The organism is Cupriavidus sp. H18C1 (assembly GCF_049311595.1).
In the GTDB taxonomy this organism is placed as follows: domain Bacteria; phylum Pseudomonadota; class Gammaproteobacteria; order Burkholderiales; family Burkholderiaceae; genus Cupriavidus; species Cupriavidus cauae.
In genome coordinates, this window is the sequence record NZ_CP186009.1 from 1,698,031 (window position 1) to 1,713,153 (window position 15,123).

16 protein-coding genes and 1 pseudogene are annotated in these 15,123 nt (G+C 66.9%); 6 read left to right on the top strand and 11 right to left on the bottom strand.

All coding sequences use genetic code 11. The features are described 5' to 3' along the window. Window positions 1–46: 46 nt before the first annotated feature. Together OJJOAM_RS23535 and OJJOAM_RS23540 are read left to right on the top strand one after the other, a co-directional pair. On the top strand, window positions 47–352 hold the full coding sequence (locus OJJOAM_RS23535) for a type II toxin-antitoxin system RelE/ParE family toxin (RefSeq protein WP_422650045.1): 306 nt from the start codon (window positions 47–49) through the stop codon (window positions 350–352). Continuing rightward, entirely contained in the window at window positions 349–651 is a 303-nt protein-coding gene (locus OJJOAM_RS23540; RefSeq protein ID WP_422650046.1) for an addiction module antidote protein, read from the top strand. The genes OJJOAM_RS23535 and OJJOAM_RS23540 overlap by 4 nt, the downstream gene beginning before the upstream one ends. Window positions 652–723: 72 nt before the next feature. On the opposite strand, the gene OJJOAM_RS23545 is transcribed toward OJJOAM_RS23540, so the two are convergent. The 4 genes from OJJOAM_RS23545 to OJJOAM_RS23560 all read right to left on the bottom strand — a co-directional run bounded on the left by OJJOAM_RS23545 (window position 724) and on the right by OJJOAM_RS23560 (window position 4,019). Next, entirely contained in the window at window positions 724–2,052 is a 1,329-nt protein-coding gene (locus OJJOAM_RS23545) for an MFS transporter (protein ID WP_422650047.1), read from the bottom strand. Window positions 2,053–2,143: 91 nt separating this feature from the next. Further along, entirely contained in the window at window positions 2,144–2,902 is a 759-nt protein-coding gene (locus OJJOAM_RS23550) for a glucose 1-dehydrogenase (RefSeq protein ID WP_422650048.1), read from the bottom strand. Between the two features lie 167 nt (window positions 2,903–3,069). Next, window positions 3,070–3,441 carry a cupin domain-containing protein gene (locus tag OJJOAM_RS23555; protein ID WP_422650049.1) on the bottom strand — a complete coding sequence of 124 codons (372 nt, stop codon included), beginning with the start codon at window positions 3,439–3,441 and terminating at the stop codon, window positions 3,070–3,072. Between the two features lie 140 nt (window positions 3,442–3,581). Continuing rightward, entirely contained in the window at window positions 3,582–4,019 is a 438-nt protein-coding gene (locus OJJOAM_RS23560) for a PAS domain-containing protein (protein ID WP_422650050.1), read from the bottom strand. A 347-nt stretch (window positions 4,020–4,366) separates the two neighbouring features. Between OJJOAM_RS23560 and OJJOAM_RS23565 the strand changes: the two genes are divergently transcribed. Further along, the gene (locus tag OJJOAM_RS23565; protein WP_422650051.1) at window positions 4,367–4,999 is read left to right on the top strand and encodes an ankyrin repeat domain-containing protein; all 633 of its coding nucleotides are present in this window, start codon (window positions 4,367–4,369) and stop codon (window positions 4,997–4,999) included. Window positions 5,000–5,033: 34 nt separating this feature from the next. Here the strand turns inward: OJJOAM_RS23565 and OJJOAM_RS23570 are convergent, their stop codons facing one another. The 5 genes and pseudogenes from OJJOAM_RS23570 to OJJOAM_RS23590 all read right to left on the bottom strand — a co-directional run bounded on the left by OJJOAM_RS23570 (window position 5,034) and on the right by OJJOAM_RS23590 (window position 10,129). Then, window positions 5,034–5,924, bottom strand: coding sequence for an ABC transporter permease (locus OJJOAM_RS23570; RefSeq protein ID WP_422650052.1), 891 nt, complete (start codon window positions 5,922–5,924; stop codon window positions 5,034–5,036). 11 nt (window positions 5,925–5,935) lie between these two features. After that, window positions 5,936–6,767 (bottom strand): annotated as a pseudogene (locus OJJOAM_RS23575) (ABC transporter ATP-binding protein). 63 nt (window positions 6,768–6,830) lie between these two features. Beyond that, the gene (locus OJJOAM_RS23580; RefSeq protein WP_422650053.1) at window positions 6,831–7,883 is read right to left on the bottom strand and encodes an ABC transporter substrate-binding protein; all 1,053 of its coding nucleotides are present in this window, start codon (window positions 7,881–7,883) and stop codon (window positions 6,831–6,833) included. A gap of 131 nt (window positions 7,884–8,014) precedes the next feature. Next, window positions 8,015–8,929: a TauD/TfdA dioxygenase family protein gene (locus OJJOAM_RS23585; protein WP_422650054.1), complete on the bottom strand. Its 915-nt coding sequence runs from the start codon at window positions 8,927–8,929 to the stop codon at window positions 8,015–8,017. 261 nt (window positions 8,930–9,190) lie between these two features. After that, entirely contained in the window at window positions 9,191–10,129 is a 939-nt protein-coding gene (locus OJJOAM_RS23590) for a LysR substrate-binding domain-containing protein (RefSeq protein ID WP_422650055.1), read from the bottom strand. A 100-nt stretch (window positions 10,130–10,229) separates the two neighbouring features. Here OJJOAM_RS23590 and OJJOAM_RS23595 point away from each other — a divergent pair, with 100 nt between their 5' ends. The 3 genes from OJJOAM_RS23595 to OJJOAM_RS23605 all read left to right on the top strand — a co-directional run bounded on the left by OJJOAM_RS23595 (window position 10,230) and on the right by OJJOAM_RS23605 (window position 12,574). Then, a complete protein-coding gene (locus tag OJJOAM_RS23595; protein WP_422650056.1) occupies window positions 10,230–10,724 on the top strand; it encodes a DUF6152 family protein in 495 nt (164 codons plus the stop codon). A 24-nt stretch (window positions 10,725–10,748) separates the two neighbouring features. Continuing rightward, window positions 10,749–11,372: a hypothetical protein gene (locus tag OJJOAM_RS23600; protein ID WP_422650057.1), complete on the top strand. Its 624-nt coding sequence runs from the start codon at window positions 10,749–10,751 to the stop codon at window positions 11,370–11,372. A gap of 131 nt (window positions 11,373–11,503) precedes the next feature. After that, window positions 11,504–12,574 carry an alpha/beta fold hydrolase gene (locus OJJOAM_RS23605; RefSeq protein ID WP_422650058.1) on the top strand — a complete coding sequence of 357 codons (1,071 nt, stop codon included), beginning with the start codon at window positions 11,504–11,506 and terminating at the stop codon, window positions 12,572–12,574. A 39-nt stretch (window positions 12,575–12,613) separates the two neighbouring features. Here the strand turns inward: OJJOAM_RS23605 and OJJOAM_RS23610 are convergent, their stop codons facing one another. Further along, a complete protein-coding gene (locus OJJOAM_RS23610) occupies window positions 12,614–13,453 on the bottom strand; it encodes an SAM-dependent methyltransferase (RefSeq protein ID WP_422650059.1) in 840 nt (279 codons plus the stop codon). Then, window positions 13,450–14,856 carry an APC family permease gene (locus OJJOAM_RS23615; protein WP_422650060.1) on the bottom strand — a complete coding sequence of 469 codons (1,407 nt, stop codon included), beginning with the start codon at window positions 14,854–14,856 and terminating at the stop codon, window positions 13,450–13,452. The genes OJJOAM_RS23610 and OJJOAM_RS23615 overlap by 4 nt, the downstream gene beginning before the upstream one ends. Window positions 14,857–15,123: the final 267 nt, after the last annotated feature.

Consider the following 15,123-nt stretch of genomic DNA (forward strand, 5'->3'; position numbering starts at 1 on the left):
CGTATTGGACGATCCTCTCGATTCCACTACAGTGCAATATTCCACTATGATAGAAATCCGCGAATACCCGGCGTTCCGACGCTGGCTGAGCGGCCTGACGGACGATGCCAGCAAGGCGGTGATCGCTCGACGGCTGATGCGGCTGTCCGTCGGCAACTTCGGGGACGCGAAATCGGTTGGTGGAGGCGTCGCGGAACTTCGCATCGACTACGGTCCGGGTTTTCGTGTGTACTTCGCCCGTGAAGGCATGCGTGTGGTGTTCCTGCTAGGCGGCGGGAACAAGTCGACGCAACAGCTCGACATTCGCAAGGCGCAAGCCCTGTGGGAAGACATCAAGAGGACGCAAGCATGAAGGATCTGGAATATCGCACGTTCGACCCTGCGGAGTATCTCGACACCGATGAGGCGCGCGCGGCGTTTCTTGCGGACGCGCTGATGGATGCGAAGCACCCCGAGTTGTTCGCCGAAGCACTGGCCGCGGTCGCACGCTCGCGCGGCAACATTGCGGAAACGGCGCAGGCCGCCGGCCTGTCGACCTCGGGGCTATACAAGATTTTGGGCGCCGGCAGCGATCCCAAACTGTCGACGTTACGTGCCTTGCTCGATGTACTGGGCGTTGAACTGACGGTCCGCCCGAAACTCCCGCACTGAGCGGAAATGACCGTCCGCCCGAAGCTCGGGCGCTGAGCGCGCCAACCCGTTGCGGACGGACCACGTTCGCGCTTATCGCGTCGTGCCCAACGCCCCGCCGTATTGCGCGCTGCCCTGCTGCCGCGATACCAGCCGCGCCGGCACCAGCAGCGTTAGCACGGCCCCAACGACCAGGCAGCCGGCGAGCAGGTACATGCCGGCGTTCGTGCTCTGCGTCAGGTCCTTGAGCCAGCCGACCGCATAGGGGCTGATAAAGCCGGCCAGATTGCCCAGCGAGTTGATCATCGCGATGCCGGCCGCCGCGCCGGTGCCGGCCAGGAAGGCCGTCGGCAGGCTCCAGAACAGCGGCAGCGTGGTCATGATGCCGATCGTCGCCAGCGTCAGGCCCACCATCGCCAGCACGGTGCGGTCGTACCACAGCACCGACAGCACCAGTCCGATCGCGCCGGCCAGCGCGGGAATGGCGATATGCCAGCGCCGTTCGCCGCTGCGGTCGGCGCTGCGTGCCACCAGCACCATGCCGAGCACGGCAAAGCCATAGGGAATTGCGGTCAGCAGGCCGATATCGAGCGCGCCCTTGACGCCGGTCTGCCGGATGATGGTCGGCAGCCAGAAGCTGATGCCGTACAGGCCCATCACGAAGCTGAAGTAGATGGCGCTCATCATCCAGACGCGCGGGCTCGACAGCACGCGGCGCACCGGCAGGTCTTCCTTGTGCGCGGATTCCGCGGCGACATTGCGCTCGAGCACGGCCTTTTCCTCGGCCGTCAGCCACTTGGCATGGCCGATGCGGTCGTCGAGGTAGGCCAGCACCCACAGGCCCACCAGCACCGACGGAATGCCCTCGAGCAGGAACATCCATTGCCAGCCAGCCCAGCCATTGTGGCCGTCGAAGGTCTGCATGATCCAGCCCGACAGCGGGCCACCGATCACACCCGACAGCGCGACCGCGGTCATGAACCACGTCGTCGTGCGCCCGCGCCGTTCGGCGGGATACCAATACGTCAGATACAGGATGATGCCGGGGAAGAAGCCGGCTTCCGCCACGCCCAGCAGGAAACGCAGCACGTAGAACATCGTCGGCGTGGTGACGAACATCATCGCCGCCGAGATCAAGCCCCACGTGATCATGATCCGCGCGATCCAGACGCGGGCGCCGACCTTGTGCAGGATCACATTGCTCGGAATCTCGAACAGGAAATAGCCGATAAAGAAGACGCCTGCGCCGAGGCCATAGACCGTTTCGCTGAACTTCAGGTCGTTGAGCATCTGCAGCTTGGCGAAACCGACATTGACGCGATCCAGATACGCGACCACGTAGCACAGCAGCAGAAACGGGACGAGGCGCCAGCTGACCTTGCGGTAGATTGCGTCTTCGAATCCGGCATCCTTGGAACTCATGGCTGTCTCCTGATGGTTGTCATGCGTGACGATGATGTCGACAGTGACGATGCGGCCGCCTCGTGGGCGGCCGGTGCGGTGTGCGAAGCGGTCAGACGCAGCGGCCGCCGTCCACTTCGATGCAGGTGCCGGTGACGAAGGCGGCTTCGTCCGATGCCAGGTAGAGGCAGGCCGCCGCGATATCGGCCGGTGTGGACATCCGGCCCATCGGAATCGTCGCGAGGAAGGAGGCGCGATTCTCCGGCGTGTCGGGCTTGCCCATGAATTGCTCCAGCAGCCCGGTCGCGCCGATCACCGGATTGACGCAATTGACGCGGATATTGTCCGGTCCGAGCTCGGCCGCCATGGCCTTGCTGGCGGTCACCACCGCGCCCTTGCTGGCGTTGTACCAGACCAGCCCTGGACGCGGCCGGATTGCCGCGGTCGATGCGATATTGACGAAGACGCCGCCGCCGCGTTGACGGAAATGCGGAATGAAATGGCGCGCGGTCCAATACAGGCTTTTGACATTGACCGCCTGCACGCGATCGAATTCGTCTTCGGTAATTTCCAGAATGGGTTTGTTGCGATGCGTGGTGCCGGCATTGTTGACGACGATGCCGACATCGCCGAAAGCGGCCAGCGCGACTTCGCGCATCGCTTCCACATCGCTGCCCTTCGAGACGTCGGCGCGCACGGCGCGGGCCTGTCCGCCTGCCTGCTCGATGGCTTGCGCCACCCCGGTGGCCTTGGCCTCGTCGATATCGGCGACCACCACACGGGCGCCTTCCCGCGCGAACAGATTGGCGATGCCTTCGCCAAAGCCGGAACCGCCACCGGTCACCACTGCCACCTTGCCCGCCAGTCTCATCGTTGTCTCCATCGTTATGGTGTGGCTATATGGCGGGACATTTTAGCTTCGCTTTGCGATCGGAGTGGAGTCGGGCGAAATTAGGGCGAAATTAGGGCGTAATTCGGGCGATCGTCGGGCGAAATATTGCCGATCGCCCTATTGGCCGCAGCGGCAATCGGAAAGACTCAGATCGATTTCGCCGCCGCCCGATCCAGCACCACGAAATATTTGCGCACCGGCTCGATCACTTCGAATACGCCTTCGAATCCGGCGGGAATCACGCAGGCATCGCCGGGGCCGAATTCGCGCGCTTCACCGGCGGCATCGCTGATGCGCAGGCGGCCGCTGATCACGTGAAAGAACTCTTCCTTGCCCGCCGGAAAGGCAATGCGCCAGGCGCCGGGTTCGCAGGCCCAGATGCCGCAATCGAAATCGCCATGCATCGCGCTGTAATGCGTCCACGTGGTGCGATCGGGATTGCCGCGCACCAGGCGGTCGGGACGCGGATTGTCGTGGGTGGGAATGGGGTCGTTGCGGAAGTCGATCAGCTTGGTCATGGGTACGGTGGCGTTGTCCTGTCGAATGGGCGCAACGATATACCGCGAGCGCGTTCATGTCGATGCGCCGGACTTGCGATGGAGCGCGGCCGGGTCGATAAGGCCGCCAGCCCCCGCTCCGCGCCTGTTCGACGCCCGTTCTACGCCTGCTCGCCCACCTGGCTCTCCAGCTCGGCGAGCCGCTTCTTCAGCGCCCGCTCCTCCTGGAAGCGGACCGTCTCGTCGCGGATCACCGCGACGATCCCCGTCACGGCGCCGCCCGCGTCCTTCAGCAGCGCCACCGTGAAGGCGATCGACATCGCCTTGCCGTCCTTGTCGATCGCCGGTACCTTCAGCAATTCGCTGCCGTAGCGGGTGGTGCCGGTCGCCATCGTCTTGTCGTAGCCCTGCCAGTGCCGCGCGCGCAGACGCTCGGGAATGATCAGGTCCAGCGATTCGCCCAGCGCTTCGGCCTGGCTATAGCCGAACATCCGCTCCGCGGCTGGATTCCATAGGGTGATGGCGCCCTGGGCGTCGGCGATCACGATGGCATCGCCGATGGCCGCCACCAATTGCGCATAGTCGATCGGGTCCGGCATGGGGGGTCTCCTTGTTGTGGGGCATTCGTTCATTCGGACATTGCGGGGGGCGTTCGTTGCACCCGGTCCTGAAACGACGGTAGCCCGATCCGCGTCGCCCCGCAATGGCGGCCTTGACGCCAGCGTGGAATAGCCCATTCGCCCCGGTACTGGGCGCCATTCGATGATTTCGCTTGGGAATCAATGGGAGGCCATTTAAGATGCCGCCCTGGGCAAGGCCACATACGGCCGATGGGCCCATCGCTTGTCCCCGACTGCCCGTCCCGTCGACCTGTCGTCGAGACCTGTCATTACCGAACAAAATGCTGCGAGCGCGTAGACGTTTTCTTCTGGCGCCGTTGATCGCCATGCTGATGATTCTCCCGGCCAGCGCCAGTACCGGCAAACTGGATGTCCGCCTGCAAGCGGCGGCCGCGAACGGCGATGCCGCCGCCATTGCCCTGCTGCTCAAGCAAGGGGCCAATCTGGAAGCGCGGGACGAGAGCGGCGCCACGCCGCTGCTGATCGCGACCCGCCACAACCATGTCGACGCCGCCAGGGTGCTGATCGACGCCGGCGCGAACGTCAATGCCAAGGACCGCATCCAGGACAGCGCCTACCTCCATGCGGGCGCGCGCGGCCACAACGAGATCCTGAAGATGACGCTGACGCATGGCGCCGATCTGAAGAGCACCAACCGCTATGGCGGCACGGCGCTGATTCCGGCGGCCGAGCGCGGCCATGTCGAGACCGTGCGCATCCTGATCGCCGCCGGCGTCGATGTGAATCACATCAACCGGCTGCAGTGGACCGCCCTGCTCGAGGCTATCATTCTCGGCGATGGCGGACCGAAGCACACCGAGATCGTCCGCCTGCTGGTCAATGCGAAGGCCGATGTGAATATTCCCGATGGCAAGGGCGTGACCGCGCTGCAGCATGCGCGGCAGCGCGGCTATCGGGAGATCGAGAGGATCCTGGTCAAGGCCGGCGCGCGGCAATAGCGCCCCGCCCGGCGACTGCCCTGGCGCTGCATGCCTAGCGCTGCATGCCCCAGCGCCGCACCGTGGCCGCCTCCAGCGTGCGGAACACCAGCCCTTCGACCAGCAGGCCGATCAGGATCACCATCGCCAGACCGGCGAACACGCGGTCGGTATAGAGCTCGTTGCGGTTCTGGAAGATGTACCAGCCCAGGCCGCCCTTGCCCGACGACGCGCCGAACACGAGCTCGGCCGCGATCAGCGTGCGCCAGGCGAAGGCCCAGCCGATCTTCAGGCCGGACACGATGGCCGGCAGCGCGGCCGGCACCAGGATCAGCAGCACATAGCGCAGCCCGCGCAAACCATAGTTGCGCCCCGTCATGCGCAAGGTCTCCGGCACGCCACGAAAGCCCGCATAGGTGTTCAGCGCCAACGGCCACAGCACCGAGTGGATCAGCACGAAGATCAGGCTGCCGCTGCCCAGGCCGAACCACAGCAGCGCAAGCGGGAGCAAGGCGATCGCCGGCAAGGGGTTGAACATCGCGGTCAGCGTATCGAGCACGTCGCGCCCGATCGTCGTGGAGACCGCCAGCGTGGTTAGCGCGAAGGCGAGCGCGATGCCGGCTGCATAGCCTTGCAGCAGGATCGTCAGCGAGATAGCGGCCTTGCTCAGCAGCTCGCCGGTCGTCAGCCCCTCGATGAAGGCCTGTGCGGTGGCAAGGAACGATGGCAGCAGCAGATCGTTGTTCTGCAGCCGGGCAACGGTCTCCCACAGCGCCGCCAGGACCAGAAGGATCACGGCGCGACGCAATCCGCTGTTCTGCCACAGACGCTCGCGCAGCGGCAGCGCCCGGGCGACCGCGGTGGCGGTGCAGGGTTCGAGTTCGCGCTCGTACTCGGGCCGCAGCGGCGGCAGCGATGGGGATGTCGTGGTGGCGATGGTCGTCATGGTCGGCCCCTTCAGCGTGCGTGCGCGGTACGCGGCGGGATGTCGGCGGCATCCGCGGCGTCCGCAATGTCGGTGCCGGCGGCGGCATCCGCCGCCGGCGTATCGAACAGCAGCCGATGGATGCGCTGCGCGGTCTGCTGGAAGGCCGCGCTGCCCTGGCTGTGCAGACCGAACTGGTGGCTGTTCAGCTCGGCGCGCACGCGCCCCGGATGCGGCGACAGCAGCACGATGCGGTTGCCGACCACCAGCGCCTCCTCGATCGAATGCGTGACGAACAGCAGCGTGAAGGCCGCGTCCTGCCACAGCGCCAGCAGTTCCTCCCTGCATGCGGCGGCGGGTCAACGCATCGAGCGCCGCGAACGGTTCGTCCATCAGCAGCACCTTGGGCCGCAGCGCCAGCGCCCGGGCGATCGCCACGCGCTGTTTCATGCCGCCGGACAGCGTATGCGGATAGGCGTCCGCGAAGTTGGCCAGGCCCACCTTGTCCAGGTAGTGCAGCGCCACGTCGGCCGCTTCGGCACGGCGCAGGCCGCGCGCCTGCATCAGCGGGAACATTACGTTCTGCTTGACCGTCTTCCACGGCGGCAGCTGGTCGAACTCCTGGAACACGACGATGCGATCCGGCCCCGGCGCGCGCACGCGTTCGCCGTCGAGCCGGATCTCGCCCTCGATCGGCGGCACGAAACCGGCCACCGCCTTCAGCAGCGTCGACTTGCCGCAGCCCGAGGGGCCCAGCAGCACGAAGCGGTCGCCGGCGTGCACATCGAAGCTGACGCGGTGCGTGGCGCGCACCACGCGCTCCGGCGTCCGATATTCGAGCGAGACGTCCTCGATCTGCAGCAGGGGGGCCGCGCTGGCCGGCGGCGCCGACCACGCGCAACGGTTGCGAGACGGTAGCGCTCATGATCAGCTCCCTTGCGCGGTGGCCGGATCGGCGAAGAAATAGTCCTGCCAGGACTTCGGCTGATGGCGGATCGCGCCGACGCGATGCATGAATTCCGCCAGCACGAAGGTGTTCTGCGGCGCGATGCGGAATTGCACCTGCGGGTTCTTCAGGATGCCGACCAGCAGCGTGCGGTCGATCTTCGCCTTGTTCGCGCGGATATAGAGGTCGGCGGCGGCCTCGGGATTGGCGGTGGCAAATCGCGCCGCTTCGGCCAGTGCGTCGACGAAGGCGCGGTAGGTCTTCGGGTTGTCGTTGCGGAATTTCTCGGTCGCGTACAGCACTGTCGACGAACTGGGACCGCCGAGCACGTCGTACGAATTGAGCACGATATGCGCGTTCGGATTGCCGGCCAGTTCCTGTTCCTGGAACGGCGGATTGGCGAAATGCGCGGTGACCTCGGTGCCGCCGTTGATGATGGCCGACGCCGCCTCGGGATGCGGCATCGCCACGGTCCACTTGTCGAGCTGGTTGAAGGCCTTGTCGCCCCACTGCTTTGCCGCGGCCAGTTGCAGCACGCGCGCCTGTACCGACACCGTGACCGCCGGCAATGCGATGCGATCCTTGTCGGTGAAATCGGCCAGCGTCCTGACCTTCGGGTTGTTGCTGATCAGGTAGTACGGGAAGCTGCCGAGCGAGGCGATGCCCTTGACGTTCTGCTTGCCGCGGGTGCGGTCCCACAGCGTCAGCAGCGGACCGACGCCCGCGCCGCCCACGTCGATCGCGCCCGACAGCAGCGCGTCGTTGACCGCCGCCCCTCCCGACAGCCGGGTCCATTCGACCTTGATGTCAATGCCCTGCTTCTGCCCCTGCTTCTCGATCAACTGCTGTTCGCGGGCGACGTTGAGCAGCAGGTAGACCACGCCGAACTGCTCGGCGATGCGGATCTGCCCTTCGGCATGGGCCGGGGTGGCGAACGCCAGTGCGCCGGCGCCAACGCTGGCGCCAACGGCAAGCGCGATCAGGCGGCGGCCGAGTTTGCTGAGCAGGGACGAACGGGGATACGGTGCTGCCATGGTGGGGCTCCGGAGAAAATTCTGGTTGTCTTGTGCGAAGGGATACGCGGACCGCCGGGAGACGGTCCGACTGGCTGGCCAATCCAGCCCGTGCGTGTTCCTTCGGATCAGCGCCGGCGCTGTTCCTGCCGTCAGAACGGGATGTCGCCCTCGATCGTGGTGCGGTACATCACGCGGCGCTGATCGGCCGGACAGCCGGCCGCCAGATGCAGCAGCGAGCGGTTGTCCCAGAACACCAGATCGTGCGGCTGCCAGCGGTGGCGATAGACGAATTCCGGCTTGACGCTGTGCGCGAACAGCGCGTCGAGCAGCGCGCGGCTTTCATCGTCCGGCAGTCCGACGATGCGGGTGGTGAAATGCTCGCTGACGAACAGCGCGCGCCTGCCGGTCTCCGGATGCGTGCGAACCACGGGCTGCAGCACCGGCTTGACCTGCGCGATCTGCTCCGCGCTCAGGTTCGGGCGCCACGGGCTGCGTTGCTGCAGCTCGGCATAGCGTGCGAGATAGGTGTGTTCGGCCTGGCGCCCCTCGACCGCCCGCTTCAATTCCGCGGGTAGCGTCTCCCAGGCCAGATGCTGGTTGGCGAACAGCGTGTCGCCGCCCTCGGCCGGCAGCTCCTGCGCATGGAGCAGCGAGCCCAGGCTGGGCTTCTCCTTGTACGACAGGTCCGAATGCCAGAAATGGCCGGCATCGCCAAGGCCGATCGGCTTGCCGTCCTTCAGTACGTTGGAGACGATCAGGACCTCCGGATGGCCCGCCAGCTGGAACTGGTGCAGCACGTGGATCTGCAGCGGGCCGAAGCGCCGGCTGAATGCGATCTGTTCGTCGGGCGTGATGCGCTGATCGCGAAACACCAGCACGTGGTGGTCCAGATGGGCACGGTGGATACGGGCGAAGTCCGCGTCCGACAGCGGCTGCGACAGGTCCAGCCCCACGACTTCGGCGCCCAGGGGCCCGTCGAAGGGTCGGATCTCGAAGCCGGCGCCGGCGCGTGGCGTCACGACGGGAGGACGCGCGGGCACTGCCGCCTGGAGGGATACGGTCATGTCTGGTGCGGAGATTCGAAATGGATCAAGGCACGATGCAAACGCGGTTTGTTCGCGCTGGCATCGACTGGGATCGATGCTAAGGAGACCCGCCATCGCCGGTCAACGAATCAAATCGTTCGGTCTTATCCGTTCTTCGCATATGGGGGGCGGATCGATGCGGCCCTCTGCCGCTCTGCCGCTCTGCCGCTCTTGCCCTCCGGCGTTCTGCCCCACCGCCACTCCGCCCGGAATCCCCTTGAACGCGGCATCAACGCGTCGTCAATGCGTCATTGCAGCGCCCTCGCCCCGCCTTGCGCCGCCGGTGCGTGCCGCCACCGCACGCCGCAATGCCGCCAGCGCGAGCTGCAAGGCCGGATGGCGCGAGCGCGGGTCGTAGAGCGCCGCCAGCGGCAGCACCAGCGCGGCCGGATAAGGCTTGAGCGGAACGCGCACCGTGCCCGCCACCGCCAGGCTGCGCGACTGCGTCGGCGCCAGCCCGATGCCGAGTCCCGCCGCCACCAGCGACAGCTGGCCGTGCAGCCGCGGCGCGGTCGCCGCGACCTGGATCGAACGACCCGCCACACGGCAGCGGTCGCGTATCGCGGCATACAGCGCCGGCCCCTGCGCCTCGGGGAATAGCACCAACGGCTCGGTGGCGAGCTCTTCGACACGGATCGCAGTCCGGCCGGCAAGGCGGTGGTCGGCGGGCAGCACGGCGTCGAAGCGGTCGTTTGCCAGCAGCACGCTGGCAAGGCGCGCGTGCGTGTCGAAGGGCGGGTGACCGATGCCCAGGTCGATCTCGCCGGCAGCGATCAGCGCCAGCTGCTCGTTGGTGGTGGCCTCCTGCAGCGCGAACTCGACCGGTTCGGACGAGGCCGACAAGCTGCGCAGCGCGCCGGGCAAGGCGCGATAGAGCGCCGCCGAGACATAGGCAATACGCAGCCTGCGACGCCGTTGCTGTCTGGCCGCGCGCGCGGCTTCCTGCGCGCGCCGCTCGGCCTGCAGCAGCTCGACCGCCTCCTCGCGCAGCCGCTCGCCGGCGGCCGTCAGCGCGACGCGGCGGCTGGTACGGTCGAACAGCCGCACGCCGATTTCTTCCTCCAGCCTGGCGATCGCCCGGCTCAGATGCGGCTGCGCCATGCCGACCTGCTGCGCCGCCCGGCCGAAATGCAAGGCGTCGGCCACCGCCAGGAACAGCCTCAGTTGCTGGAATTCCATTGATACCCCCGGACGTATCGAACGATGCCATTTTGGGTGATTGATGTATGGATTGGCGAGGGCTATCTTCGCGGCCATGTACTCGCCCAAGGAAGCAACGATGAAGCCGCTGTTGGCAATCGCGCTGTGCAGCCTCGCAATGACGCTGGCAAAGTCCGCGTCAGCGCATCACGGCTGGGGGTATTACGACACCGCCGCGCCGCTCTACTTCTCCGGCCGCGTGGTGTCGGTGACCTGGCGCAACCCGCATCCGCAGGTAACCATCGAGGTCGACGCCAAAGCCCTGCCCGCGAACTGGAACTCCTTGCCCGTGCCGCCCGAACTCGCCGAACTGGGCTTTGCCCGCACGCTGGCGGCGGTACGTGCGCCGGCGGCGGACGGACGCTGGACGCTCGACCTGGCCCCGATCAACCGGCTCGAACGATGGGGCATGCCGCGCGAGCCGCGTCCCGGCGACCGGCTCGAGGCGATCGGCTTTCCGTCCTGCGGCGAACGCCATGTCGCCCGGCCGGCCCTGATCGTGCTGGACGGCGTCGGCGTGCGCCAGCAATCGGTCGCGCTGCCGGCCGGATGCAGCGGCGCGCCGCGCGGCTGAGCGGGATGGCCCGTGAGTAGCGGCATGGAAGCGTGGAACGCCTGGATCGCCGCGGTCGAGACATGGCAGCCCATCGTCGCGCTGCGTGGATCGACGTGGGCCTATCCGCTGGTCAGCTGGCTGCATCTGCTCGGTATCGGGCTGCTGTTCGGCACCATCGCGGTGGTCGATCTGCGGCTTGCCGGCGGCTTGCTGCGGCTCGATGATGCCGCGTTGCAGCGGACGCTGGTGCCGCTGTCGCTCGCCGGCTTCGTGCTGGCGGCGCTGTCGGGACTGCTGCTGTTTGCGCCGGCGGCGCGGGGAGTATCTGTCGAACCCGTGGTTCGCCGCCAAGCTGGCGCTGATCGGTGCCGCGGCCCTGAACGCGCTGGCGCTGCATCTGGCCTCGCGCCGGCGCCGGCGTCGGACCCCGGACCCGCACCCAACCTCCCGCCATGGGCGGCTGGCTGGAGTGCTGTCGCTGGGGCTGTGGGCGACGGTGATGCTGGCGGGGAGGATGCTGGCGTTCGGATAAGCTGGGGTGCCCTCTCCCCAACCCTCTCCCGCAAGCGGGAGAGGGAGTCCGCACGCCGCCAGCGCGACCCGCCTCGCTCTCCCGCGGGTGCCACGATGGCGACGCCCTGCTGCCCTCTCCCGCTTGCAGGATAGGGGCTGGGGGGAGAGGGCAACGGCGCCGGCAATCCCCCCGCAAGCCCCTCGTTGCCTGAACTTTACTGTTACTCCACGGTCACATCGAGTCCGTTTTACTCACTGCCATTCGCCCCACCTGGGAGCCCCGCATGAAAACGACTCCGACGCGCCTGTTACCCCTGTCCACGCTTGCCCTGTCGCTCGCCCTGGCCGCCGCCGCGACAACGGCCGCTGCTGCCGAACCCGCGGCAAGCAGCCCGACGCCTGCCGTCACCCCCTACGGCCCGCAGCTCGAAGGCTTCGCCTACCCCCACCCGATCCAGCGTTTCACGTTCCAGTCGCAGCAGCAGGACCTATCGATGGCCTTCATGGACGTCGCGCCGAAGGGCAAGCCCAACGGCCGCACCGCGGTGCTGCTGCACGGCAAGAACTTCTGCGGCGCGACCTGGGAAGCGACGATCGACACGCTGGCCAACGCCGGCTATCGCGTGATCGCGCCGGACCAGATCGGCTTCTGCGCGTCCACCAAGCCCCGCGGATACCAGTTCAGCTTCGCGCAGCTCGCCGCCAATACGCAGGCCCTGCTGCAATCGCGCGGCGTGACGCGCGCCACCGTTATCGGCCATTCGATGGGCGGCATGCTGGCCGCACGCTTCGCGCTGCAGTATCCGAAGACGGTGGAGCAGCTGGTGCTGGTCAATCCGATCGGGCTGGAAGACTGGCAGGCTGAGGGCGTCCCCTATGCCACCGTCGACCAGCTGTACCAGGGCGAACTCAAGACCAGCTTCGATTCGATCAAGGCCTATCAGCTGCGCTTCTACTACAACGGCAAGTGGCGCCCCGAATACGATCGATGGGTATCGATGCAGGCCGGCATGTACGCCGGCCCCGGCAAGGAACAGGTGGCCTGGAACCAGGCGCAGACCTCCGAGATGCTGTTCACGCAGCCGGTCATCCACGAGTTCTCGCGGATCGGCGTGCCGACGCTGCTGATGATCGGCGAGAAGGACCGCACCGCGCCGGGCGCCAATCGCGCCGCGCCGGACATCGCCGCGAAGCTCGGCAATTATCCGGTGCTGGGACGAAGCGCGGCCCGCACGATCCCGAACGCGACGCTGGTCGCCTTCCCGGAGCTGGGCCACTCGCCGCAGGTCGAATCGCCGGCGCAGTTCCACAATGCGCTGCTGCGCGGGCTGGAGGCCAACCCGGCAAATCGCTGAAGCTAAACTCCCCCGGGGAGGGGGGCGCCGCCATCGACATCAACGCGTCATCGTCGCGTTCCAGCGCCCGCCCCCTTCGGTCGTGCCCTGCATGGTCTTGCCGCTGATCTCGCCGGTATAGCGCTGGTTGCCCGCGACGAACGAGATCTTCGTTCCCGCGATGCGGCCCTCGCTGATCGGCGTGCTGGCGCCTTCCTCGCGCAGCGTCCCTTCGACCATCTGGTACTTCTGCGTCAGCACCAGCTGCTTGTCGCCCATCCGCCAGGTACCTTGCACCTTGGCCGGAATCACCCATTTGTACGCGGTGCAGTGCCCCGCGCAACCCTGCGTGACCTGCGCCGTCTCGTCGGGCTCCCAGTCGTCCATCGTGAAGGTATTGGAGACGACGCGCGTGCCCGGCTTCATGTTCAGCAAGGTCGGGCGCAGCCGGAGATTGAGGTCCGGCAGCAGGAACAGCGTCACCACGGTGGCGTTCGAGAAGTCCGACTTGAAGATATCGCCCTGGTCGAACCGCGCACGATTGCCGACGCCCTCGGCCTGCGCCGTCCGGCGCGACAGCGCCACCAGGTCGGGATTGAATTCGATGCCGCGCGCGCTGGCGCCACGCTTGGCCGCGGTGATCACCAGACGGCCATCGCCCGAGCCGAGATCGACGAGATGGTCCTTCGGTGTCAGCTCCGCCATGTCGAGCATGCGGTCGACCAGCGCCTGCGAGGTCGGCACCCACACCACGTCCTTGCCGGATTGGCCGACCGACGGCTTGTAGACCGAGGTCACCTCGGACGCCGTCTCCGTCTGCGCCCATCCGGGTCCGCTGAATGCCATCGCCCCCGCGGCGACAAGCGCGGCAGCGACGAAGGACTTGTGCAAGATCGTCATCGACGTTCTCCTGTTCTGAGGGTCACATGGGGTCCGGTGAAGCGTCCTGTCTCTCCGCGGCTTCGACCTGCTTGCGCTTGAACAGCAGGATCGGCGCGCCCGCGGCGAGCATCGCGACCCCGATCAGCGCCGCGGCGCCGGTATAGGTCACGCTGGCATACAGCATGTACAGGCAGGTCAGGCAGAAGATGATCGGCGTGACCGGATACAGCGGCACGCGATACGGCAAGGCGCGGCCGGGATGGCGCCAGCGCAGCACGAACAGCGAGAAGCCGACCAGCAGCAGGAAGCCCCAGAACACCGGCGCGGTGTAGTCGACCATCGCCTTGAAGCCGTCGCGCGTGATCGCCCCCCACCGCGATCAGCGCCAGCGCGATGATCCCCTGCGCGATCTGGCCATTGGCCGGCGTCTTGCCGCGGCCGTCCCAGATGCCGACCCACTGCATCACGGTCATGTCGCGCGCCATCGCATAGAACACGCGCGAGCCGGTGAAGATGGTGGCGTTCAGCGTCGAGATCGCGGCGACCACGATGGCCGCGGTGACCACGCGCTCGCCGATGGGGCCGGCCACCACGCGCATCATGTCGGCGGCCACCGCGTTGGATTCGCGCAAGCCGCCCAGCCCCAGGACCGACAGCAAGGCCAGGTTGGTCAGCGTGTACAGCACCACCAGCAGGACCGTGCCGCCAGCTAGCACCTTGGCGATATTGCGCGGCGCGTCCTTCAGTTCGCCGGTCAGATAGGCCGCCTCGTTCCAGCCGCCATAGGTCAGCAGCACGAAGATCATCGCCATGCCGATCGCCGCGCTTTCCGGCGGCATCGACGGCGCGGCACGTTCGGCGGCGTCGGGCGAGCCGAACAGCCCGAACAGGATGATCGCGCCGATGGCGCCGATCTCGAGGAAGGTCACCACCACCTGCAGGTTCTTGCCTTCGATGGTGCCGATCACATTGACGCCGGTCAGCACGATCACGGCCAACGCGGCATAGATGGCCGGGCTGAAGGGATCAAGTGGACCGAACAGACCGGCCGGCAGCAGCTGCGCCACGTAGTCGCCCAGCATGAACGCGACCGCCGCAATCGCGCCGGTCTGGATGACGGTGCACCGCGCCCAGCCGAACATCATCGCGGTGGAGCGCCCGTAGGCACGCGACAGGAAGTGGTATTCGCCGCCGGCGTTCGGATGCGCCGCCGACAGTTCGGCGTAGCACAGCGCGCCGATGAAGGTGATGATGCCGCCGACGATCCAGACCACGATGAACATCGCCTCGGACTCGACGCTGCCGGCGACGATCGACGGCGTGCGGAAGATCCCAACCCCGAGGACGAGGCCCACCATGATCGTGATGGCATCGAAGACCGACAGGATGCCCTGCGGTCGGGGTTGGTTCGGATCGGTCATCCCTATCCCTCGGACGGATGGAGCGAAATCGGCTTGCCAACGAGCTTGCACTCCGGAGCTTGCACTCCGGGGCTTGCACTCCAGGGCGTGCATTCCGGGGCCTGCATTCCGCGCTCGCATCGCTGCCGTGGCAGGCAGCGAACTTGTCTGCCTGTCCACAATACGAAACATCCGAAGGGGTGACTAGGGGTGCGGCGGCCTCCTCCGCGGGCCGGTCACGCGACGTGACGAGGGGGGACGCTCCAAAGGCGCCGAAAATGACATCGG